Here is a 22,390-nt window from a genome sequence, read left to right on the forward strand (position 1 = left end):
GTCGCGGAAATTGCGAGCCACGACCCAAGGAACAGATCAGGGAGGAGCGGCACCATGCTTGTGGTGATTGTAGGAACGGACGGAGCCGGAAAAACCTCGCTGAGCAAGGCGCTCGATCAGGCTTTGCGCAACTCCGGAATCTCCACCAGCCGGCTTGACCGGTTCGGCATCCTTGATCGTGCCGAGGCACCGGCGGCGGCCTTCGTTCATGCGAATGTCGATGAACTGCGCCAGTATGCACTCGATATGTCTGCCCCTGCACGGCTTCTGTTCTATCTCTGGTCCATGGCGCTTACGGTCACATCAACCATGGCAAAGCCGGACGCGCCGCAGGTGATCATCTACGACAGTTACTGGATTAAGCATGTGGCCGTCGAAATTGCCTATGGCGCGAAGGAACAACAGGCCGTCTCTGCCGGCCACCTTCTGCCCAAGCCGGATCTCATCATCTATCTCAAGGCATCACCCACCGCACTCTACGAGCGCAAGATTGGTGATCTGGTGCCCTATGAGTGCGGAATGGATCCAGCCTGCGAGCGCGAAAGCTTCATTTCGCATCAAACAAAGCTGGTCGAGCGTCTTGATCGCTGGGCGGAGGAGCAGGGATGGCACATCTTCGATGCGTTGCGGCCAACGCAAGAGCTGGCCGCCGAGGCGGCAGCACTTGTCATCTCCCGGCTTCCAGCACGGCAGGGTGAGGCTGCGGAATGAGGTGAGACTGTGCGTCGATGTGGTTACGAAACCACAATTCGATGTTCAGAAGCATCCAGATGCGCTTGCCGTGCCCATCATAGGCTGATTGACGCGTTGACTGTAACATCCGTTCAATTTGTTGAGTCTTAAAGATCCCGCGTTCTCGCGTCCGGCCGTCGAGCAGAATATCGGCGGCAAAGTCATGCATCGAATGCGCCAGCCAATTGTCCAGCGGAACGGGAAATCCGAGTTTCTTGCGTCGAGAGATCGAGGGTGGCAGCTTTGCGTCCGCCATCCGGCGCAGCAGATATTTCGTCGTATCGAACCTCTCGCTGAACTCGGCAGTCTTGTAGAAGCAGGCCCGAAGCATGCTGAGAGGCGATTTCCAGCGGATCTTGTAGTGTATCGGCATGGCGGTGATGAATTCGACCAGTTCGTGATCGGTGAACGGCACCCGTGCCTCGACCGAGGCCGCCATGCTCTGCATGTCCAGGCGGTCGAGCAGATTGGGAAGATGCGTCGTCTCAAACACATGAAGGATTCGATCATAGGGGCTCAAGTCCTTGAGACGCGCAAACATGTCCACAAAATGCCCGCGCAGGGCGGCATCGCCGTCGATCCGGGCCTTTGCCTCCTCCGTCAGAACGGACTGCTTGTCCTCGAAACTCCACCAGTTGTAGACATGGAAGAAGTGGTCGAGTTCCTGTGTGATCTCAAGCCGCGCCTTGATGTCGGGATCTCGGACGCGGGAAGCGAGACAGGATTTGACGGGACACGGCAGCCGGTGAAACAGGCGCAAACGCGCAAAGTCAAAGGGTGAACCCTGCACGCGGCCATAGCCGCCAAACAGTTCGTCGGCGCCTTCCCCTGACAGGCACACCGTGACATCCTGTTTCAAATCCTTCGACAGGACATTCAGCGCAACCTCGTGCGGAATGGACAGCGGCTGGTCGCGATGCCGGATCTGAGTTTCCAGTTCGTCCCTATAGTCGTCAGCGCTGAGGACCAGATGCCTGTGATCCGTGCCGATATGCCGACTGGCAATCTTGGCGAAAGCGCTTTCGTCATAGCCGTCCGCGTCGAAGCCGATCGAATAGGTCCTGAGTGGCTTGCCTGTAACCTCCCGCATCAGTGCCACCAGGAGACTGGAATCGACGCCGCCACTCAGATAGGCCCCGACCGGCACATCGCTGATCATCTGCCGCGTCACTGCGGCCCGAAGAAGTTCACCTGCTCGCGCGAGATAATAATCCTCGCCATGGTCTTCCCCCGCGACGGGATGCGGCAGGTGCCAGTAGGTTCCTATGCTGATCTCGCCGTTGCGATAGGTAAGACAGCTGCCGGGCGGCAGGCTCTCGATCCCTTCATATACTGTGCTATGGCCAACAACGGTGCGAAAGGCCAGGTAACTCGAGACCGCGGACAGATTTGCCCGACGGATGAAACGCGGATGCGTGGTCAGCGATTTCATCTCGGACGCGAAGACGATTTGCTGGCCCATCCGGGTATAGTAGAGCGGCTTCACCCCCAGGCGATCCCGGATCAGCCATAAGCGCCGCTCGGTCCGATCCAGTACACCATAGGCGAAAATACCGTTGAGCTTCCTGGCGCTGTCAGGCCCCCATTCCACGAAGGCCTGCAAGACGACTTCCGTATCGCTGTTCGTCCTGAACCTGTGACCCCGTTGCCGAAGTTGCTCGCGAACCTCTTCGAAATTGTAGATTTCGCCGTTGTAGGTGATGACGTATCGCCCGCAGAGCGATTGCATCGGCTGATGACCGCCATCAGGGTCTATGATGGCCAGCCTGCGGTGACCGAAAAAGGCATGAGGTTCTATGAAACTACCCCTGCCATCCGGGCCTCGATGTTGCATCAGGTCGGTCAGCGCCTCCAAGACAGGGCGGGGCTCCTGAAGGGGACTGGACGATACGGTTCCAAATATGCCGCACATGGATCATTTCTCCCGGTGTGAGCCCCAGAGCGCGCGCGCGGCGGCAAGATCCGCAGGAAGGTCGATCTCCGACCAACGCAAGCCTGACACGTCGATTGGCTCCACGCGGTGGCCCTGTTCCATGAGGATTTGAATTCCCGCGAGGTAGTAGTCGCGCAACTTGCCGGCGCGCAGGGCTGCTTCGGTCGCAGGCATCAGATGGGACACGGCTGCTGCCGACAGTTTCGTGATGCCGACGAAACGTGCATCGGCGCTCTCTGCCGGAACCGAAGGCCCCACGGCCGCAACAGCGGCGTCTTTCAATGAGACTAGGGCATGCCCCTCTTCGACACGGCTTCGATCGACAACCAAGCCAATATCGGCGGGGGACTGGATGGCCGCCGCCAAAAGCTCCGGATCATAAATCAGATCGCCATAACAGACGAGAAGGTCATCGCCCGTCATCCAGTCACGGGCAAACAGAAAGCTGACGATGTTGTTGCAGTCCCGGTAGAAGGGATTGTAGCGAAAATCGACACGTTCGCCGTATCGGCTTGCGAAAACCTCGTGCCGAAAGCCGGTGGCAAGACAGATCCGCTTCACTCCGAGCGCTGTCATCGTCTCGATCTGGCGATCAAGCAGCGCCTTGCCATTGATCTCGATCAGAGATTTTGGCGTCTCTCCCGCCACGGATTTGAGGCGCGACCCATGACCTGCCACCAAAATCAGTGCTTTCATTGTCTGAACCAATCTCGTACTATGCCTGTGCGTGGAGCCAGACGCGGCGCAACAGGCGGCGACGATCGGGATCGATTGCTGTCGGGTCATCGGTCAGGACATGATCCTCGAAGGCCGTTCGTCCGTGCGCGATCACATGATTGTTGAGCAGCTGGATATCGCCAGCCTGCATCCCGGCCTTGATCGTCAGCTCTCCCGTCCGGTCTTCCAGCAGGCCCTCCAGGAGATGCAAGGCCAGATGCTGCCTCTCGGTCAACGGCGGCACGTTCGGCAATTGCGGCGCCTGCCATATGTATTCGGGCTGCCACCGTAGGCGCAGGCCGTGATCTCCAAGCACTGGATCATAAGAGAAAATTGGCTCGTACAAGGTTGCCGGATTGTCCGTTGAGATCTCGCCGGCCTTCAGGCGCCGGTCGAAAAAGAAAGGCTGGTACAATTCATCCAGCAGGTCGGGAGCGTGTTCGAGGAGGATATTGTGAATTCTGCCCACGCTGATGAACTTGCTGTCCCCGCCAGACAGGGCAGGCCGGACGCACAACAGTCCAACATAGTCTGCGACAGCGGGCATGATGGGGCTATCCGTGTGGATCGAGCCGCCGGTTCCGGTTTCATGATAGCGCGGCCTCTCATGCAAAGGCCGGCCAAGATTTTCCACGCGACCAAAACGAACGAACCCGGATTTCTGGACGACAGGCCTGCCAAGTTCGAGGCAGAGACGCCAGAAAGCGTTTTCCAGCTCTATCTGACGATCTAGTACGTCAGCCAGCCCGGTCACGATCACGAAGCCGGATCCGGTTTGCAGACACTGCCGTTGCAACATAGCCGCTGCCTCGCAAAGGCGAGGAAAGGCGCTGTTCTCCAGAGGAAGGCCTGCAAGCGGAATTTCCTCCTGAAGCAGCGCCCTGTTCGCTTGCAATTCTCCCAGAACCTCGGGGCTGAAGCGCACGGTATGGGATGAAGCTGATCCGTGATCTGCCGCCCAGGCAATATGTGGGGGCAGGAGCCGATCCAGCTTCCGGAATACTGCCAACGGGGCACGGTGATGCGGGAAGGGGAGGGATGTCATCGGCCTCTCTCAAGATATAAAAGACTGTAATTCATATACTTAGGTAGATAGGTCGTGTCGGTGCACACCTGCTGCTCAGGAGCGATACACGTTATTGGAGTGCGCTTTATCCTTAGTATCCTTCTACGCGATTTTCAAATTGACAACAACTAAAAATTGACGCACCGTTTTAATGCAACTGAGCGAATCCCGCTCTCAACTCGAACAAGGAGGCTTTCATGAACAAGGATCATCTCTCGGCTGAAGACGTGACACGTGCCGGTGAAGTTCTGCGCAAGACCAGCACCGGACTGCTGCTGACCGGGCGCATTCGCAATGGCAAGCTTGAGCTGGACAAGGAAACATTGAAGGAAATCGAAAAGCGCTTTCCCGATGCAGACCGCGCTTTCGTTGCCATGAATTCGCCCTTCGACCCCGTCTCGCAGTGCGCCTGACAGGTGTCCGCAATAGGCCTGTTCGCATCGACGAACAGGCCACTTGGGTCAGAGGAGGACGGGCATGACATTGAACAAAAACGATTTGCTGAACTTGAAGCGGGAGAAGGAGCGGGTCTCGTTCATTGCGCAGGTTGCGGTTCATCAATATGGGGGCAGCGATGCCTTTCCACTCTATCGGCAGGCAATTGCGGAAGCGCTGGATAATGAGCCGCCACCCTTCGATACCGAAGGCTATTCGTCCACCTATCGCAATTCCGCCCTCGACCCGCGCTGGTTGGCGACATCGATCCTGACCAATGCCGAGATGGAAGGCGACGGCGCACGACGTCTGTGGTCATTGGCGACCTTCGCAGAGAACGGCGAGGAGCGTGACCTCCTCAAGCAGCATGCCGTGGATGAATCGAGGCATGCTCTCTATTATCTGGCGCTTCTCGACCTCGCTTTTCCGGATGCCATCGAACCTGGCTTTCGCCAGGAACTGAGGCAGCTGTCGCCGGGCTTTTCAATGCACAAGGAGCTCTATCCGATAGAGGGATCGCCTTATGCTCGCCCGCCGACCATCGACGATTATCTGCAAATGAATATCGCCGAGATCCGCACGACGATCCACCACATGATGCAGCGCACCGCGATCCAGGCATATTGTCCGGAAGAAAACCTGCCGCAGGCTCTGAAGGTGCTGGATCAGCTTCTGGACGACGAACTTGCCCATGTTGGCTATACGGCCATGCTGATCGACAGGGTGGCTGCCCGCACCCCGGGGAACCGGGTCGGCGCGCTGTTTCGAAAAAGATTCCGCGATTTCAACCTCATAACCACACAGGAACTGGGCGACAATTCCTTCGGATGCAGTCTTGAATGCTGTGCGAAGCGTGAATGGTGTCGCGCTGGGCCGTCCGCCTCGCCCTTCAGCTACAGCGATGCTCCCTTGCCGGATCTGTCCGCTGAACCGTCCCAGGGAGCGACCCAAGCACCGGCCCCAGCACCGGCCTGCCATTGACGCGGAGATTTGCGTACCGTGAATTCGATGTCATTCGAGAATTATCTGGCGTTCAAGCGCACGTCGAAGACGGCGATACGCGATGCGGCGCGTCTGCTGGCAAACTCGAACGGCGAGGAGATCATTCTGGCCGTGGGCTCGGTGGCAGAAGGTCTGGGCAACAGCAAATCCGATCTGGATTTGCTGTTGCTCCCGAAGGATGACGGTGTGGAGGAGGGGGCGCAAGCCGAGTGTTCCTGGGTGTCCGGCGATTGTATCGTGGATATGCAGATACTCTCGGCTTCGCGTATGCAGGCGCTTATAGCCCGGCTGGAGGCCTGGGCATCAGAGGCTTGGGACGTCAGCAGGCTTGCTCCGTTCACCACTGCCGAACTGCTTCTGCTACATCGCCTGTGCACGGGCGTTCCGCTGTCGGGCGGCAAGGAGGAGCAAACGGCGCGCGGGCTGCTGCCCGATCGCGATCAGGTGGCCCGTCTGAAGTTGCACACCGCACGTCACATGGCGCGAACCGTGCAGGTAGACATGGTAGGCTATCAGCGTCTAGGGGACTGGCATTCGCTTCTCTATGCCTCGCAGGATCTGCTGGGTCATATCAGTGACGGTTTGCTGGCGGCATTTCGCTTCACCAATCCGAATCCGAAATGGCGAAGTCGCCTTCTTCATGGCTTGCCGACAGATTGGGCAGACGGGATCGTAGCAAGGTCCCTGACGTCAGACGCACGAGACACCATCTGGCGCAAGCACTATGCCCCTCCGCATATTGATGTGCATTCGGCGCTTGCCCATGCCGGCGTGACCACCGCGTTCGGACGCGCCGTGTTTGCCCTGGCGGAATGCAGGCTTGTGCACAATCTGGAAACGTCCTGGCAGAAGACGGTATCGCGCAGGCACGGAATTGATCCGCTTCAGATGCACTTACCCAGTCTTGAACTCGATGCCGACTTCGTGATCCTGCCCGACCGCGTGTACATCGCGCGGTTGAACGAGTTCGACACCGCATTGGAAATCGCGTTCGAACATTTCCCGCTGATCTTGCAGCAGGAGATCGCGACCTCGACAGACGTTCGCCAGTAAGCTCTCCTCATCCCAGGCCTGAGACTTCCCTTAAAATCGGTTTCATCATGGATCCATCGCTAGCGATGGAATGGCTAGAGAACCGTGCGCTCTATTTCAACAATGCCCTCAGCCGTGGTGTTGCAAAATCAAGAAACGTTCTGAGTTTCAGCGGCATCAGGCCTTCCGACCTATGGAGGAGATGAACCGGTGACGCGTCACGTTCATACTGCTCCAGCACCGGAACCAGCAAGCCAAGATCAACCGCCCGCTTTGCCTGATAGGCCATGACACGCGTTATGCCAAGACCCGCCGCCGCAGCGTCAACCGCTGCCTCTGCCGTATTCACGGAAAGGCGTGTCCGGATTGGCACCGTGATCTCTTTAGCGCCGTCGCGGAACGACCATATCTCAGTGGAAAGCACTCCATTGAAGGCTATGCAATCGTGGTCCCTGAGGTCGTCAGGATGCAATGGACGCGATTGCCGCTCGAGATAATCCGGGTTGGCATAGGTGGTCGTGCGGATCGAACCGAGACGGCTCGCGATCAGGCTGCTGTCCGAAAGCTCGCTGATGCGCAGAGCAACATCGATGTGGTCGTCGGCAAGACTGATCATCCGGTCACTCATCGTCAGATGAATGTTGATGTCCGGAAATTTCTTCAGGAAATCCGTGATGATGGGCAGCACATGGAGGCGACCGAAGACAATTGGCGCCGTCACGCTCAGGTCTCCCTTGGGCGCCGCATATTCCCCGGTGGCGCGGCGTTCGGCTTCCTCTACCCGCTCCAGGATCTCGCGCGCCGCAGCAACATACTGTTCCCCGGCCTCTGTCAGCAGGATGCGGCGGCTTGTGCGCGTGAACAGGCGAACGCCGAGATAGGCTTCCAGCTCGGCAATCTTGCGGCTGACGGTCGGCAAAGGTGTGTGCAGGGCGCGTGCCGCCGCCGAGAGACTGCCGTGTTTCGCAACAGATAAAAGAAGCGCCATAGCATCCAGTCGATCCATATGTGCCTTCCACTAAACGAGAGGGTAACTACAGAAATCGCACTCTACTCTAAAAATGTGGATGCCACTATTTTTCTCCCATCCCCGGATGATGGTATCCGGACGCCAAGGGAGCCAACCATGAAACTCTACCACTTTCCTCTTTCGGGACACGCCCACCGCGCCCGCCTTTTCCTTTCTCTCCTGAATGCGAAAGCCGAGATCATCGACGTCGATCTGGCAAATGGCGCGCACAAGACGCCTGAATTCCTGAAGCTTAACCCGTTCGGTCAGGTGCCTGTGCTGGAAGATGGAGATGTCGTCGTCAACGATTCCAATGCAATCCTCGTCTATGTCGCCACGAAGCTGGGCGCCAAGGATTGGTTGCCGGATGATCTGGCTTCGATTGCGAAAATCCAGAAGTGGCTTTCGGTGGCGGCCGGAGAAATTGCCTATGGCCCGTGCGCTGCTCGCCTGATCACGGTTTTCGGGGCGGATTTCCGGGCCGATGAAGTGATTGCACGCGCACACCGCATTCTTTCCCTCATTGATGCGGAACTTGGAAAACATCCCTTCATCATCGGCGAAACGCCGACCATCGCGGATGTCGCGCTCTATAGCTACATCGCAGGCGCGCCGGAAGGTAACGTCGATCTGACGCCGCACCCGCAGGTTCGCCAGTGGTTGGCGCGGATCGAGGCTTTGCCCGGTTTTGTGGCACTTCCGAAGACGCCCGTCGGCCTCGCCGCCTGAAACAATCTCGCAATCGCGCTCTCAATTGGGCTCGGGGTCGGGGCTTTTGCCCCGGCCGCTACTTCTCATAGGAGGTTTTGATGCCTGCTGAAAACGTCTCACCCTCATCGCCATGGCATGCCGGAGAACTGCAGTTGCAGCGCCAAGCGGGCGTGGTCGACCAGATGGATCCTGTCGGGCGGAAGGTCTTGCGGACATTCCTGCTCGACCAGCACCGTGAGTTCTACGAGCTGCTGCCCTTCATTGTCATTGGCTCCGTTGATCGCGACGGCATGCCCTGGGCCACGATCCGCTCCGGCCCGCCGGGCTTCCTGCATTCGCCCGATCCGCTGACGCTGAATATCGATGCCGCCAGCGATCCTGACGACCCGGCAGAAGCCGGACTGAACGACGGTGATGCAATCGGTCTGGTGGGCGTCGACCTCCTCACGCGCCGCCGCAACCGGCTGAACGGTACCGTTGTCCGCAAGGGTGCCGACCATTTCTCCGTATCCGTCGGGCAGAGCTTCGGAAATTGTCCGCGCTACATCCAAAACAGGCAGTTCAACTTTGTGCGCGATCCTGCAGAACCCAGGCTCTCGGAAGTGCTGGTTTCAGACCGGCTAGACGCAGATGCACGGCGTATCATCGAGGCTGCCGACACCTTTTTCGTCGCCTCTTACGTGAATCGAACCAGCGAAGAGCGGCAAGTGGATGTCTCCCATCGCGGTGGTCGGCCAGGTTTTGTCCGCATTGATGCCGATGGCGGACTGACCGTGCCGGATTTCAATGGCAACCTGTTCTTCAACACGCTCGGCAATTTCGTCATCAACCCGCGTGCCGGGCTGCTGTTCGTGGATCATGAGACGGGTGACATGTTGCAGATGACCGGCAGGGTCCAAGTCATACTGGATTCGCCCGAAATCGCTGCCTTTGACGGCGCAGAACGTCTCTGGCGCGTCCAGCCGGAAAAGGTGGTTCTGCGCAAGGATGCATTGCCGCTGCGGTGGGGGCTTCTGGAAGGCGGCGTGTCACCAAGCAGCCTAATGACCGGGGAATGGAGTAAAGCCGAAAGCCGCTTGAGGGTTGCCGAAAAGGCCAGGACATGGAGGCGCTTTCGCGTGGAACGGGCCATCCTTGAAAGCTCGACGATCCGTTCGTTGCACCTCGTGCCGGTCGATGGCGAGGCCGTTATCCCGCACCTTGCAGGTCAGCATCTGCCGATCCGCATTCAGGACGATACCTCGACGCTCCGTCGCAGCTATACGATCTCCAGCGCCCCATCGGATGGCGTCTACAGGCTGAGCGTGAAGCGTGAGGGAAGGGCCTCCACCCTCTTGCACGCAATGCAGGAAGGCGACGAGATCGAGGCGCTGGCGCCAGTGGGATCGTTCACCATCGACGCCATGGAACGCAGCCGTCCGGCGGTTCTGCTAGCCGCCGGCATCGGCATCACGCCCTTGCTGTCTATGCTTCACCATCTCGTGCACACCGGCGATAGAACACGCTATCGTCGGCCCGTCTGGTTGTTCCGGTCGTCACGCACTTTCAAAGAGAGAGCCTTTGATCGCGAAATTGGTGAACTGGTGGCTCGCAGCGAGGGGACGCTTCGGGATATCAGAGTGCTCGGAACCCCCGAGGCCGCAGATGACGGCCTTTTCGATGCAGCCGGTCGTATCGACATGGCGCTCCTGAAGGCGCATCTGCCATTTGGCGACTATGATTTCTACCTCTGTGGACCGGCATCCTTCATGCAGTCGATGTATGACGGACTGCGTCGTCTAAACGTTGCCGACGACCGTATCCATGCGGAGGCGTTCGGCCCCTCTGGCCTGAAGCGCGATCATGCTGCTCCCTCATCGCCGCCGCCGCTCAATCCTCCGGCTCTGGCTCCAACCCCCGTTGCGTTCACTCGATCAGGACGGGACGCGCTCTGGAAGCCGGGCGACGGGTCATTGCTGGAGCTCGCGGAACAAAGCGGTCTCAGCCCGCCTTATGGTTGCCGGGCTGGCAATTGCGGCGAATGCCGGACCAGGATTGTTAGCGGCAGGGTGAGATATGCGTCAGAGCCCAGCTACCCCGTAGCGGGTGATGAGGCGCTGATTTGCTGTTCGGTGCCTGCCCAAACAGACGAGAATTTGCAGCTCGACCTGTGAGGCTGCCTGATCCGAGGGGAGCAAGAAGCGACCTGCGTTGTCGACACCACTCGACAGAAGAATTCGATCTATCGGCAACTGGAGCTGGTCGCTATGGATGAGTGAATAGAAAAGGGAAATGAGAATCGCGAGAGCACAGCCATCGCATCAACCCTGATCTCGCCGTTTTGACGAGATCAGGGATTGTCGACTTTAGAGAACGGTTACGTTCTCAGCCTTCGACTTGCCAGTCTTGCGATCCTGACCAACGTCGTAGCTCACCTTCTGACCATCGGTCAGGGAAGCGCCGAAGCCGACAGCCGAGATGTGGACGAACACGTCCGGACCACCATTGTCCGGAGTGATGAAGCCGAAGCCCTTGTCCTGAGCGAAAAACTTTACGGTACCAGTTGCCATCTTATCCTCTTTGAATCGAAGTGCGGACAAGCATTAGCGACTGGGCCGTCACACAGCAAGACAAGTTCTGCACAAGGCCACGTCAGTTCTCTTCAAGAGCATTGAAGCGGATCATGTTCTCGACGTTTCAGACTGTCTTCACGTTCTTCATCATAATCCGCATCGCACGGATCGCCGCCTCAAGATCCTGCGGGTCAACCCCCTGAATCAACGCCTCCTCACGCGCGAGCGCAATGCGGATGATGGTCGCGTGGAGTTCGTAACCTTTGTCGTTTAGCCACCAAGTGCGCTTTCTGGGGTCCTTCTCTGAGGTGACGGATCCCAGGTAGCCCATCTCATCAAGGGTCGCCAGCGCACGGCTGGCCGCTGCCTTGTCCAGGTTGACAACTTCGCAGATTCGGGCGGCGGTGATTTCGGGTTCGATCGCGAGCATGGAGACGGTGCGCCACTCAGTGATACCAATGCCAAACCGATCGCGATAGACAGCAGACGCACCTCGGGAGAGGGCATTGTTGATGCTCGAGAGGAAGAAGGGTATATAATTCGTAATGTCGAGGATCTCGACATCGTCTCTTAGGGTCGTGGAGCGGGAAATTCGTGCCTCGGGGCAGACAGCCTCGCGTTCAGCGGATGGCCGCTTCTTCCGCGTCTCATGTTGATCCATCAGGCAGGTTCTTTCAGCGCCTTTGCCAATTCGACGATGTCAAAATTTCGAGCTGCTAGAATGTCCAGCGACACGCCATCTGGCTGTCGAAGAAGCTTTCTCGCGGCCATATGTTCGCCGGCGGCATTGATTGTTTCCAGCGACAAGAATTTACCCATCTTGAATCGAAAAACAAGTTGTCGCCCGTCTGGGCCCACCACTGAAATGTCCTCGTCCGCTGCCTGACCAAGACCTGCAATCTGCAGCTTCAGGCTTCCCTGGTCGCTCCAGAACCAAGGGACAGCCTCATACACCACACTCTTGCCAATGATCCGCCGGGCGATTGTTCGAGCATGGTCGGTCGCCGCCTGCACTGATTCAAGCCTGATGATGCCTCCTGATGTAGGGCAAGGGAAGGCTGCACAGTCGCCGAGTGCCGAAATCGAAGGATCAGCTGTCAGCAAGGTATTGTCTACGACGACACCGTTTGCAACCTGAAGACCAGCCTCTTCAGCAAGCTCGGTATTGGGGCGGACGCCTGCGGCGAGCAGGATCATGTCCCCCTCGACGCTGCGGCCATCCGAAAGCCGAACCCCGCTTGCAAGACCATCATGACCTACTGTTACCTCAACCACTGACGCACCAAGAAGCAATTCGTTTCCGAGCTTTTCATGAAACTCCCGGAAAGTCTGTGACATCGCCTCCGAAACCACGCGCGCCATCAGCCGTGGTGCCGCTTCGATGACCGTGACCTGGTGACCGGAAGAAACGGCCACCGCAGCAAACTCCAGGCCGATGAAGCCGCCCCCTATGACGATGACCTTGCGAAATGTGGCGAGAGCATCACGCAGCCGGTCGGCATCCACCGTGGTCTTGAGGCTGTAGACGTTTGGGGCTTCCAGGCCCGGTATGAGAGGTACGAAGTTGCGTGCGCCAGTTGCGAGAACGAGATGCTCGTACGGCAGCATCCGGCCCGTCGACGTTTGTACCGTCCTGGCAATCCTATCGATGCCGACGGCCCGCTCCGGTGCAATGAGATCTATCCTGCTTCGCTCGAAGAAGCTTGCAGGACGAAGCTGTACCGCTTCTACTCTTCCGTCTCTCAGATACGCCTTGGAAAGAGGCGGACGCTGGTAGGGCAGACAGTCTTCATCTCCGATCATGGTGATCGGTGACTGGTATCCCTCCTGCCGCAGGCTGGCCGCCAACTGAAAGCCGCCCTGGCCAGTTCCGATAATGACGACGCCGTCGCTCATGTCTGACTTTCCGGCAGATGGATGACCAGCCCATCGAGCTCCGGCCGGATACGGATCTGGCAGGAAAGGCGGCTTGTCGGCTTCACCTCGCAGGCCGCGCTCTCCAGCATGTCTTCTTCCCCATCCGCGCGGGTGCCCACTCGCTCCACCCATGCCTCGTCGACATAACAGTGGCATGTGGCGCACATCATGGAGCCGCCGCATTCGGCGACAATGCCATCCACGTCGTTGGCGAGGGCCGCGCGCATGACGTTGTCTCCGTCAGCGGCGTCGACAGCAGTTTCGTTGCCGTCGTGAGATATAAAGATGATCCAGGTCACGTTGATCCTATCGTGCGATGAAGCGCAGCGGCATGTGGTCGAGGGCGTGGATGGCATTGTTAGGTCGCCATACCGGCTCGCCCGCGAACTCCACACGTTCCACCTTCTCAGCAAGGACTGTCAGGACAGTCTCCAGCTCGAGGCGGGCCAGGTTCTGACCGACGCATCCATGGATTCCTGCCCCGAACGCCATGTGGCCCACAGGCTTCCGCTCGACCCGGAAGACTTCCGGGTCATCCCATTTTTGCGGATCCAGATTTGCCGAAGCTAGAACGCAGAGGATCTTGGTTCCTTCCGCGATATGTCGCCCTGCGACTTGCGTGTCATGATTGGCGGTGCGAGCAAACGTATGGACGGGGGAGGTGAAGCGCAGGACCTCTTCGAAACACGGACGGGCCAAGGAGGGATCTGCTCTCAGTTTCCTGTATTCATCGGGATTGGAGGCGAGGCACCACAAGGCATTCCCGATCCCCGTCACGGTCGTGTCGACGCCAGCGGAGAGGAAGGAGCGAACAAGCATGGCTGCTTCGGCTTCCGTGACTTCGCCATCGTCGGCGGCGCCATAGATCAGGGCACCCAGGCCATCCTTCGTCAGGCGGTCGCGGGCGCAGGCGGCAGTGATCCAGGGCACGATGTCCGGCGCCATCGCCATGGCGTTCCTGCGGAACTTGTTGTCCGGCCCCAAGGCGTTGAATACCATGGCACCGTAGTCGACGAGCCTGCGGCGATCGCTGTCCACCATTCCGACTGCTTTCGGGAAAACAGCCACCGGAAAAGCTTCAGCGAGTTCGGCGACGGCTTCGAAGCTCTCTCGCATGATCAACTGGTCGAGGATCGCCTCTGCAGTCTGTCTAAACTGCTCCTTCAATCCGGCTATCGCCTTCGGCGACAGTGCCCGCGCCATCACCTTGCGTGTCTTCGTGTGATCCGGTGGGTCCACTTCAAGGATGATGGAAGGTGGTCTCCAGGGCTTGCCATACTTGAAATCGTTGAGACCAACGCCGCGAGAGGAAACAAACCTGTTGTGATCGGAGAATATCTCGCGTGTCTCCTCGTATCGGCCTGAAGCCAGAACGGACCACTTCGGGATATAGACGAGCGGTCCTCGCGCCCGCAGTTCTGCATAGTAGGAAGCCGGATCGAGAAGCACTTCTTCCGCGTATGGATCCACATTCCACACAGGGATGTCGGAGGATGGCTCGAACGCCATATGGCCTTCAATCATGTTCATGGATTTTACCTCCTCCTCAGGTCAGGCTTGAGCAACGCCGATATGGCGCTCCAGCAGCTCCGGTTGTTGTTTGAGAGCGTCGGCCCCACCGTCGTAGACGATGGACCCATTGGTGATGACGACGGCGCGGTTTGCAAATTGCAGAGCCGCCGCCGCGTGCTGCTCGACCAGCAACACTGTCCTTTTTCCGTCAGCCGCCAGCGCTTCAAATGCCTGCATCAACTGCTCGCAGATAACCGGGGCAAGACCTTCGAGCGGCTCGTCGAGAAGAACGATCTGCGGTTCCGTCATCAGGGTCCGCGCAATTGCAAGCATCTGCTGCTCGCCACCCGAAAGCTGCGTGCCGCCGTTCTTGCGCCGCTCCTTCAGCCTCGGGAACAGAGCATAGGCTTCATCCAGAGAGGCATCGCCACGCATCACCGACGTGAGATTTTCCTCCACCGTGAGCGAGGGGAAGATGTCGCGGGTTTGGGATACCAGGCCAAGGGCAAGCATCGACCGCTGATGAGGGCGAAGATTTGATATGTCCTGGCTGTGCAGTTTGATCGTGCCTCTATGGAGCCGTGTCAGACCCATGACGGTCGCAAGCAGCGTCGTCTTGCCGGCTCCGTTGCGCCCGATCATCGCGACGCGGTCGCCGCGGTTTATCGTCAGCGTGACATCTTGCAGGATGTGCGTCTGTCCATAGCCTGCGGTGACATTGTTGAGGGATAGTGCAGCCTCAGTCATGCGCGCCTCCGAGGTAAAGCTCACGGACCTTGGGATCCTTGCTGATCTCCTGTGGCGTACCTTCGGTGAGGATACGGCCGCTGACGAGAACCACGATCGAACGGGCCACCCGAAACACCAGATCCATATCGTGCTCGATGATCAGTACCGCCAGTTCGGTCGGCAGCTTCTCGAGGGCTTCGACGATGAGATGACTCTCGCTGGAAGGAACACCTGCGGCTGGCTCGTCGAGAAGCACCACTCGGGGCTTGAGCGCAAGCGTCAGCGCCAACTCGATCAACCGCTGCTGCCCATAAGCAAGCGATTCCACTGGCTTGTCTGCCAGAGACACGAGAGCGAACTGCTCGAGCAGAGCGTCGACCTCCGCTTCAACGGTCTTGGAGCTTGCTGCACGTCCTAACAACTGCCCGCCGCGGCCTAACCGTTCAAGGATGGGGAGGCGGATGTTCTCGCGCACCGTCATTGTCTTGAAGAGCGTCGTGATCTGGAAGGTCTTGGCGATGCCACGCTTGACCCGTGCCGCTTCACCAAGCTTCCCTATATCCTGACCGTCGAAGCGGATGGTGCCGCCACTGGGCGAGAGCTTGCCCGTCACCAGATTGGCAAAGGTTGTCTTTCCGGCACCATTCGGTCCGATCAAGGCCTTTCGCGCTCCCGGAGGCAGATCGAAGTCTATGCCCTCGGCCACTGTCAGACCGCCAAAGGTTTTTCTGAGCCCACGGACTTCAAGACCTTGCATTGTCGCGCCTCCGAAACAGGTCTGAGATGGCTTTGGGGATGCCAAGCACCCCTGACGGCACGAAGAATACGACGCCGAGGATCAGTGCCCCGATGATAAAGAGCCAGTTGAATGGATCGACGGCCGCGGCGACATGGTGAACCGTCATGAAGATCAGGACACCGATCACCGCGCCATACAAACGCCCGGTCCCGCCCAGGATCAGCATGATGAGGGCTTCGGCCGACAGGTTGAAGGCGTATACTTCAAGACTGACAAGCTGCGTCACTTGTGCCGCGAGTGCGCCCGCGACGCCTGCGATGGCACCACCGATGGTATAGACGGTCACGAGCCGCCAATATACCGGGCTGCCGATGGCAACCATGCGGGCGGCGCTGTCCTTGATACCTCGGACCGAAAGTCCGAGTGGCGACAGCGTCACGATCTTGAGAACGGCGTAGCAGACAACGACAACCGCCAGAGCATACCAGTAGCCTGTGCGACCGATGAAGTCGAACTTGAACATGCCGAGCACTGGCTCCATGCGAATGCCACGCAGGCCGTCGGCACCACCGGTGAGATCGCGCGCTTGGTTGGCGATCTCTTGACAGATTAAGGTCACCGCAATCGAGAGCATCAGCAGCGTCAGTCCGTGTGAGCGCATCAGAAGCAGGCCGGAGACGAAGGCGAGCACGGCCCCTGCAATGGCCCCCACCGCAAGACCGGTAAGAGGGTCACCTGAGACATGCACGGCGAACAGTCCGGCGGCATAAGCACCGGTGCCATAGAGAGCCGCGTGACCAAGGGTCGCGATGCCCGCATAGCCGAGGACGAGATCGAGCGACAGCACGAACAGGATCATCACAAGGAAGCGGGTAATGAGGGCGAGGTCGTAGGGGAAGGCATAGAAGGCGGCCACAGCACAGGTCAGCATGGCTGCCTCGGGCAACAATGGCACCCGGACTGCAGTCGTCCAGGAACGGATTTGATCTGGGGATTGGAGATCAGAGGTCATGTCATGCCTTTCCGAGAAGGCCGGCAGGCCGGAATGCGAGAAGCGCCATGACCAGAGCAAAGAACACGATCGTTCCCGCATCAGGGATGAGGTAGCGGGATGCCGTCTCCAGGACGCCGAGGGCAAGTGCCGCCGCGAATGATCCCGTGATCGAGCCCATGCCGCCGACGGAGACGACGATGAGGAACAGCACCATGTAACGAAGCGGATAATAGGCATCGACAGGCAGGAGTTCGGAGCCAAGAATTCCTCCCAGTGCCGCCAGACCTGCGCCAAGACAGAAGGTGGCCGCGTAGATCCTGTCAGTGTTGATGCCAAGCGAGCTTGCAATGTTGCGGTTATCGACCGATGCGCGAAGCCGGGTGCCAAAGCGGCTCCTGTCCAAGGTCAGAACCAGCCCGATGGTGACGGCAATGCCTGCCAGAATGACGACCAGACGATGGGCCGGAAGAACCCGGAAACCCAGATCGAGCGAGTGCTGGAGAGACGCCGGAAGGGGGATAGACAGCAGGCTCGATCCGAGCAACTTGTTGACGGCAGCGATCACCATGAACGTGATCCCTATGGTGGACAGAACCTGCTGCAGCTCTCCCAGTCTGTAGATGCGACGGAAGAGAAGGCGTTCGCTCAGAAACGCCGAACCAATGGTCACGGCGATGGCGAGGGGTACCGCGACATAGTAGCCGAGGCCCCAACGCAAGATGAGCGTATGAGCAACCGCCCCGCCAACCAGCGCGAAGGCGCCATGCGCCAGGTTGATCACCCGCATGAGACCCATGGTCACCGACAGGCCGACGGAGATCATGAACAGGATCATGCCATAGGCGATCCCGTCGACTGCAATGTTCAGCAATAGCGACATTAGCCACTCCAGTGGACGAACGGATTTGTGCCGCCGGCACCTCCAGCGACTGAACAAGACTGGGTAAGGAATTGTGGTCTGGAGCGCTTCCCGTGAACTCGGGATCAACTTTGTTTCACGACTGGCGTCCGCCAGTCGTGAAACCTGAAGGGACTGGCGCTCTAGGATAAGGGCCGAGCTACCTGATTACTGTGACCAGCCCAGATCGCCAACGGTCGCGATCACGCCCTTTTCCCTGTTGACCAGAAGACCGCTCGCGGCATCGCGTTCAACCTCCCGGATATAGACGTTCTGCTTGAGGGTTCGGGTCTGCGGATCCATCTCGACAGGCCCACGTGGACTTTCCCACTTCAGCGCCTTTACGGCCTCGAGCGCCTTTGGCCCATCGCTTCCTGCGGCCTTGACCATCTCGTAGATGAGATGCGTACCGTCGTAGGCCCCAACGGAGGCCCAGTTGGTGATGGCGTTCGGAAATTTTTCTTTGACTGCCTTGTTGAATTCTCGCGCGACATCGCTGTCGTGTGCTGCCGAATAGTGGAACGCAGTGGTCAGTCCGATGGCTGCATCGCCAAGTGCCTGAAGATTTGACTCTTCGGTTTCCGCAGTTCCGAGGAAGCGAATGCCTGACTTGGCGAGCCCGTTCTCGTTGTAGGTCTTGGTGAAGCCGAATGTCGGCGGGCCACCCGGAAGGAACGCGAAGACAGCGTTCGGATTGTGGCTGCGTACCCTTTGTATGAAGGGCGTGAAGTCGGTCGTTGCGACAGGCATTCGGATCGCGTCGACAACCTTGCCGCCCTTCTTCTCGAAGGCCGCCTTGAACGCCTTCTCCGCATCAATGCCCGGCCCGTAGTCAGATACGGCCGTAACCACGGTCTTGATCCCTTGGTCGAAAGCCCAATCCGCTAGCGGAGCAGTCACCTGCGGTAGAGTATAGCTCGTGCGCAGAAAATACTGCGATCCCTTGTTGATCGATGAAGTCGCAGCGTTGAAGATGACGGTAGGGGTTTGGGACTGGTCGATCAGTGGCGCAACAGCAAGTGCGTTCGGTGTGAAGGTGAAGCCGGCAAGGTAATCGACCTGCTCGCGGATCAGCAGTTCCTGCGCCAACGTTTTCGCGACATCAGGATTGGATCCGCCTACGTCCTTGTAGATGAACTCGATTGTGTGCTCGCCAGCCTGCTTCCCGTATTTCGTCACATAGGTCTCGATGGCTTCCCTGTACTGTCTGCCGTACATGGCAAACGGGCCAGAGAACTCGGCAATCACACCAACCTTGATTGTATCAGCCCAGCTCACGCTGGAACAAAGTGCGAGAATTGCTGCCGCAAAGGCAGCACGCTTGACCATAGACATGTGATCCTCCCAAACCACGGTGTAGGCGACCACTCCTCTGGCCACCAAACGAGTTGCGTTTACAACTCGTTCCCGATAATGCTGAAACAAGTTGAGTTGTCAACTGACTTTGCTGGATGTCAGGAATCTAAGATCTTCGGCGGAGAAGACACTTATGGGGACGTCTGTGCTTGGGATTCCACGATCCTTCTACGGCCTTCAGGTCGTGACCGGCGTCGATCTGGATATCGTCGAAGATGGCGGCACGGAGCTCATCGGCCCGATGATGCAGGCAGATCAACCATTTTCAATGGTCTTTCGGGTCTCTATCCGCCGGATGACGGGCGGGTCCTGCTTACCGGGCAGGATCTGACCGGACAAGGCCGGCATATACCGGTCATCAAGCGGACCGGGCTCGACTGAAGATGCGCCAGAGGCGGCGAAGCCAGCGGAATTAAAAGACTTTCCCGATGCCTGATTGTGAGGCGCCTATTGCCGCTCCCATGGGGCTAGGTGCGAATTCCATGCCAATGCAACTCAAGAGGAAAGTGCATGATCTACGAAGGTTACCAACTCGCGGGAAAGCTCTTCATCTTCCGGGGCGCCCCCGAAACCCCCGTGAGGCATGGCTTCGAACACATGCAGCTCGGCCACGGCTCCGACCTGGCACAATGACCTATGTAGGCGCACAGCATTCGAAAGCAGCAGGTCGCGTGTGCCACTCTGAATGAATGTCGGTGGGAATTCCTTGGTGAACCGTCCGAAGAGAGGTGAGATATACGGATGGGCCAGATCGGCGCCGTTGGCATAGAGTAGGTTCGCCGACATCAAGGAGGTTGGAAGATTTACGTCGATCATCTTGTTGGTCTGGAAGCTGTCGCCTGACTCCGTCAGGTCGATTTCAGGCGAAAGCAACACAATCGCGCGGGGCAAATCCTGCCCTTCATCCTGGGCGCGCAGGACGGTTGCCAATGCCAGATTGCCACCAGCAGATCGTCCACCGATGATAATGCGGTCGGCCCCATACGTGTTGACTGCGTGCCGGTATACGCACATGCAGTCGTCAAGCGCAGCAGGAAAGGGGAATTCAGGAGGCATGCGATAGTCAATACCGTAGCACCGGATGCCATGCCGAGATGCGGCGATCCGCGCTCCTTCACGACATGCCTTGCCACCGCCAAATACGAGCGCTCCTCCGTGCAAATCGATGTAGACGCAATCATCTTGCTTAAGATGGGCAGGCGTCGCCAGATACGCCGTGGCTGAGCCGATCGCCTCCGTGGTGATTTCGACATCTCGCGATGAGTCCTGCTCTGCCGCCGCTGCTGCATAGCTCGCATCCACCACGGCTTTAAGCTTTTGCCATGCCTCGCGATCATCGGCTCTGGGCAAAGGATGAAGTGCATTCAGTGGCACCCCGTCACTTCGGACGGCACCGTGAAGTCTTTCTTGCGCTTGCATACTGATGGAGTTTGGAACTGGCACGTGATGCCGATCAACGTTGATCGAGTTGAACCCGAAAACACTTTCCCGATCCGTCATGATGATCCTTATTCCGCTGTTGTGAGTGGCATATGCTGCCAACAGGGTCGGGCCAAATTGGGGCCAGTTCACGGCTAGCTCGTCTGAGGCAACTCGCTTCACGGCTGACGAATAGGGGTGACGACGACCGAGTTCCCTCGCGTTTCTTCTGGGCCTGACTTGGAACTTCGACCCTCGTTTCCTGTTCGCAGCATACTGATTTACCGGCGAGGCTCTCATGCTTTCTATCCCGACCCCGTTCGACCTGTCCCCCGCTATTGGGTGGCCCGTCCACGTCATCGGCATCTTCGCCGTTCTCCTCGCTGCGATCGCCAAAATCCGAGCGACAGGCATCGCATCCTGACAAAAAGAAGGAAATGACAATGAAAGCACTCTGCTGGCACGGAAAAGGCGATATTCGTTGCGATAGCGTTCCCGATCCCCAAATCGAAGACGACCGCGACGTCATCATCAAGATGTCGGCCTGCGCTATCTGTGGATCGGATCTCCATCTGATGGACGGCTATATTCCATTCATGGAAAAAGGCGACATCCTCGGCCATGAGTTCATGGGTGAAGTCGTCGAAGTTGGTCGCGGCAACACAAAGCTCAAGGTCGGAGACCGCGTCGTCGTTCCCTTCACGATCTGCTGTGGGGAGTGCTCGCAATGCCTCAAAGGCAATTGGTCGGTTTGTGAGCGGTCCAATCGCAAGGCCGAGAATGCAACAAAGGCGTTCGGTTATCCAACCGCCGGTCTCTTCGGATATTCGCACCTGACAGGAGCCTATGCGGGCGGTCAGGCGGAATACGTGCGCGTGCCTTATGCGGACGTCTCGCCCATCATTATCCCGAATGGCATTTCGGATGAGCAGGCGCTCTTCCTTGGTGATATCTTTCCGACCGGTTGGATGGCCGCGGCCAATTGCGAGATCGAACCGACCGATATCGTTGCGATCTGGGGATGTGGTCCTGTCGGCCAGTTCTGCATCAAAAGTGCCTTCATGCAGGGCGCCGCGCGTGTGATCGCAATCGACAATGTGCCCGAGCGTCTGGCTCTCGCTGCTGCAGCCGGTGCTGAGATCATCAATTTCGATGAGATCGATGGCACTATTCCTGACCACATCAAGGATATGACCGCGGGTCATGGCGCCGACAAATGCATCGACGCCGTCGGCGCGGAATCCCACGCAACCGCTTCGTTTGACGCGATCGTCGACAAGGTGAAAGCAGCAACCTTGCTGGGAACCGACCGCCCGCATGTTTTGAGAACGGCAATTATGGCCTGCCGCCCCGGCGGCATCGTTTCCGTTCCCGGCGTCTATGGCGGCTTCCTGGACAAGATCCCGTTCGGAGCGGCGATGAACAAAGGGCTGACGATCAGAACCGGCCAGACCCATGTCAATCGTTACTCGCTCGATCTCCTTCGCCGTATCGAAGAGGGTCAGATTGATCCGAGTTTTATCATTACCCATCGCGCAACGCTGGATCAGGGACCGGAACTCTACGAGACGTTCCGCGACAAGAAAGACAACTGCATCAAGGTTGTTTTGACTGCATGAAACTGGACAGACACAAGC

General features: G+C 58.3%; 23 protein-coding genes. 8 read left to right on the top strand and 15 right to left on the bottom strand.

Features of this window, described 5'->3' with window-relative positions; all coding sequences use genetic code 11:
• Positions 1–54 precede the first annotated feature (54 nt).
• Positions 55–711 (top strand): nucleoside/nucleotide kinase family protein, encoded by a 657-nt coding sequence (locus G6N80_RS02975; protein WP_165131171.1) that lies wholly within the window; start codon positions 55–57, stop codon positions 709–711.
• On the opposite strand, the gene asnB is transcribed toward G6N80_RS02975, so the two are convergent.
• Genes asnB through G6N80_RS02990 form a run of 3 tightly spaced genes read right to left on the bottom strand, consistent with a single transcriptional unit; the run spans position 668 to position 4,427 of the window.
• Complete coding sequence (asnB, locus tag G6N80_RS02980) at positions 668–2,644, bottom strand: asparagine synthase (glutamine-hydrolyzing) (RefSeq protein ID WP_165131173.1); 1,977 nt, start codon at positions 2,642–2,644, stop codon at positions 668–670. The two genes, G6N80_RS02975 and asnB, sit on opposite strands and share 44 nt — an antisense overlap.
• A gap of 3 nt (positions 2,645–2,647) precedes the next feature.
• On the bottom strand, positions 2,648–3,361 hold the full coding sequence (locus G6N80_RS02985) for a phosphocholine cytidylyltransferase family protein (RefSeq protein WP_062556595.1): 714 nt from the start codon (positions 3,359–3,361) through the stop codon (positions 2,648–2,650).
• 19 nt (positions 3,362–3,380) lie between these two features.
• Positions 3,381–4,427 (bottom strand): TauD/TfdA family dioxygenase, encoded by a 1,047-nt coding sequence (locus G6N80_RS02990; RefSeq protein ID WP_165131175.1) that lies wholly within the window; start codon positions 4,425–4,427, stop codon positions 3,381–3,383.
• A gap of 218 nt (positions 4,428–4,645) precedes the next feature.
• On the opposite strand from G6N80_RS02990, the gene G6N80_RS02995 reads away from it, so the two are divergent.
• The 3 genes from G6N80_RS02995 (at position 4,646) to G6N80_RS03005 (ending at position 6,938) form a co-directional block, all read left to right on the top strand.
• On the top strand, positions 4,646–4,861 hold the full coding sequence (locus G6N80_RS02995) for a hypothetical protein (protein WP_062556593.1): 216 nt from the start codon (positions 4,646–4,648) through the stop codon (positions 4,859–4,861).
• Between the two features lie 64 nt (positions 4,862–4,925).
• Positions 4,926–5,864 carry a hypothetical protein gene (locus G6N80_RS03000; protein WP_062556592.1) on the top strand — a complete coding sequence of 313 codons (939 nt, stop codon included), beginning with the start codon at positions 4,926–4,928 and terminating at the stop codon, positions 5,862–5,864.
• An 18-nt stretch (positions 5,865–5,882) separates the two neighbouring features.
• Positions 5,883–6,938, top strand: a complete 1,056-nt coding sequence (locus G6N80_RS03005) for a hypothetical protein (RefSeq protein ID WP_165131177.1) — start codon at positions 5,883–5,885, stop codon at positions 6,936–6,938.
• A 91-nt stretch (positions 6,939–7,029) separates the two neighbouring features.
• Here the strand turns inward: G6N80_RS03005 and G6N80_RS03010 are convergent, their stop codons facing one another.
• Positions 7,030–7,923, bottom strand: a complete 894-nt coding sequence (locus tag G6N80_RS03010; protein ID WP_165131179.1) for a LysR family transcriptional regulator — start codon at positions 7,921–7,923, stop codon at positions 7,030–7,032.
• Between the two features lie 120 nt (positions 7,924–8,043).
• On the opposite strand from G6N80_RS03010, the gene G6N80_RS03015 reads away from it, so the two are divergent.
• On the top strand, positions 8,044–8,655 hold the full coding sequence (locus G6N80_RS03015) for a glutathione S-transferase family protein (RefSeq protein ID WP_062556589.1): 612 nt from the start codon (positions 8,044–8,046) through the stop codon (positions 8,653–8,655).
• An 80-nt stretch (positions 8,656–8,735) separates the two neighbouring features.
• A complete protein-coding gene (locus tag G6N80_RS03020; protein ID WP_165131181.1) occupies positions 8,736–10,790 on the top strand; it encodes a 2Fe-2S iron-sulfur cluster-binding protein in 2,055 nt (684 codons plus the stop codon).
• A gap of 192 nt (positions 10,791–10,982) precedes the next feature.
• Here G6N80_RS03020 and G6N80_RS03025 read toward each other — a convergent pair whose 3' ends face one another.
• From G6N80_RS03025 to G6N80_RS03070, 10 genes are all read right to left on the bottom strand, one after another.
• On the bottom strand, positions 10,983–11,186 hold the full coding sequence (locus tag G6N80_RS03025) for a cold-shock protein (RefSeq protein WP_062556587.1): 204 nt from the start codon (positions 11,184–11,186) through the stop codon (positions 10,983–10,985).
• Positions 11,187–11,313: 127 nt separating this feature from the next.
• A complete protein-coding gene (locus G6N80_RS03030; protein ID WP_062556586.1) occupies positions 11,314–11,850 on the bottom strand; it encodes a MarR family winged helix-turn-helix transcriptional regulator in 537 nt (178 codons plus the stop codon).
• Complete coding sequence (locus tag G6N80_RS03035; protein WP_062556585.1) at positions 11,850–13,085, bottom strand: NAD(P)/FAD-dependent oxidoreductase; 1,236 nt, start codon at positions 13,083–13,085, stop codon at positions 11,850–11,852. The genes G6N80_RS03030 and G6N80_RS03035 overlap by 1 nt, the downstream gene beginning before the upstream one ends.
• Positions 13,082–13,333: a 2Fe-2S iron-sulfur cluster-binding protein gene (locus G6N80_RS03040; RefSeq protein ID WP_343048688.1), complete on the bottom strand. Its 252-nt coding sequence runs from the start codon at positions 13,331–13,333 to the stop codon at positions 13,082–13,084. The genes G6N80_RS03035 and G6N80_RS03040 overlap by 4 nt, the downstream gene beginning before the upstream one ends.
• Positions 13,334–13,412: 79 nt before the next feature.
• Complete coding sequence (locus G6N80_RS03045) at positions 13,413–14,636, bottom strand: cytochrome P450 (protein WP_165131185.1); 1,224 nt, start codon at positions 14,634–14,636, stop codon at positions 13,413–13,415.
• 21 nt (positions 14,637–14,657) lie between these two features.
• Complete coding sequence (locus tag G6N80_RS03050) at positions 14,658–15,365, bottom strand: ABC transporter ATP-binding protein (RefSeq protein WP_165131187.1); 708 nt, start codon at positions 15,363–15,365, stop codon at positions 14,658–14,660.
• Positions 15,358–16,104 carry an ABC transporter ATP-binding protein gene (locus G6N80_RS03055; protein WP_062556581.1) on the bottom strand — a complete coding sequence of 249 codons (747 nt, stop codon included), beginning with the start codon at positions 16,102–16,104 and terminating at the stop codon, positions 15,358–15,360. Before G6N80_RS03055 ends, G6N80_RS03050 begins: the two co-directional genes overlap by 8 nt.
• Positions 16,091–17,098 carry a branched-chain amino acid ABC transporter permease gene (locus tag G6N80_RS03060; RefSeq protein WP_165131189.1) on the bottom strand — a complete coding sequence of 336 codons (1,008 nt, stop codon included), beginning with the start codon at positions 17,096–17,098 and terminating at the stop codon, positions 16,091–16,093. The genes G6N80_RS03055 and G6N80_RS03060 overlap by 14 nt, the downstream gene beginning before the upstream one ends.
• Before the next feature lies 1 nt (position 17,099).
• Positions 17,100–17,960 (bottom strand): branched-chain amino acid ABC transporter permease, encoded by an 861-nt coding sequence (locus tag G6N80_RS03065; RefSeq protein WP_165131191.1) that lies wholly within the window; start codon positions 17,958–17,960, stop codon positions 17,100–17,102.
• Between the two features lie 186 nt (positions 17,961–18,146).
• On the bottom strand, positions 18,147–19,313 hold the full coding sequence (locus G6N80_RS03070) for an ABC transporter substrate-binding protein (RefSeq protein WP_246251387.1): 1,167 nt from the start codon (positions 19,311–19,313) through the stop codon (positions 18,147–18,149).
• Positions 19,314–19,467: 154 nt separating this feature from the next.
• Here G6N80_RS03070 and G6N80_RS03075 point away from each other — a divergent pair, with 154 nt between their 5' ends.
• Entirely contained in the window at positions 19,468–19,665 is a 198-nt protein-coding gene (locus tag G6N80_RS03075; protein WP_165131193.1) for a hypothetical protein, read from the top strand.
• A 164-nt stretch (positions 19,666–19,829) separates the two neighbouring features.
• On the opposite strand, the gene G6N80_RS03080 is transcribed toward G6N80_RS03075, so the two are convergent.
• The gene (locus G6N80_RS03080; protein WP_183898035.1) at positions 19,830–20,834 is read right to left on the bottom strand and encodes an alpha/beta hydrolase; all 1,005 of its coding nucleotides are present in this window, start codon (positions 20,832–20,834) and stop codon (positions 19,830–19,832) included.
• Between the two features lie 362 nt (positions 20,835–21,196).
• On the opposite strand from G6N80_RS03080, the gene G6N80_RS03085 reads away from it, so the two are divergent.
• On the top strand, positions 21,197–22,372 hold the full coding sequence (locus G6N80_RS03085) for a zinc-dependent alcohol dehydrogenase (protein ID WP_165131195.1): 1,176 nt from the start codon (positions 21,197–21,199) through the stop codon (positions 22,370–22,372).
• Positions 22,373–22,390 lie beyond the last annotated feature (18 nt).

The organism is Rhizobium rhizoryzae, from assembly GCF_011046895.1.
In the GTDB taxonomy this organism is placed as follows: Bacteria; Pseudomonadota; Alphaproteobacteria; order Rhizobiales; family Rhizobiaceae; genus Neorhizobium; species Neorhizobium rhizoryzae.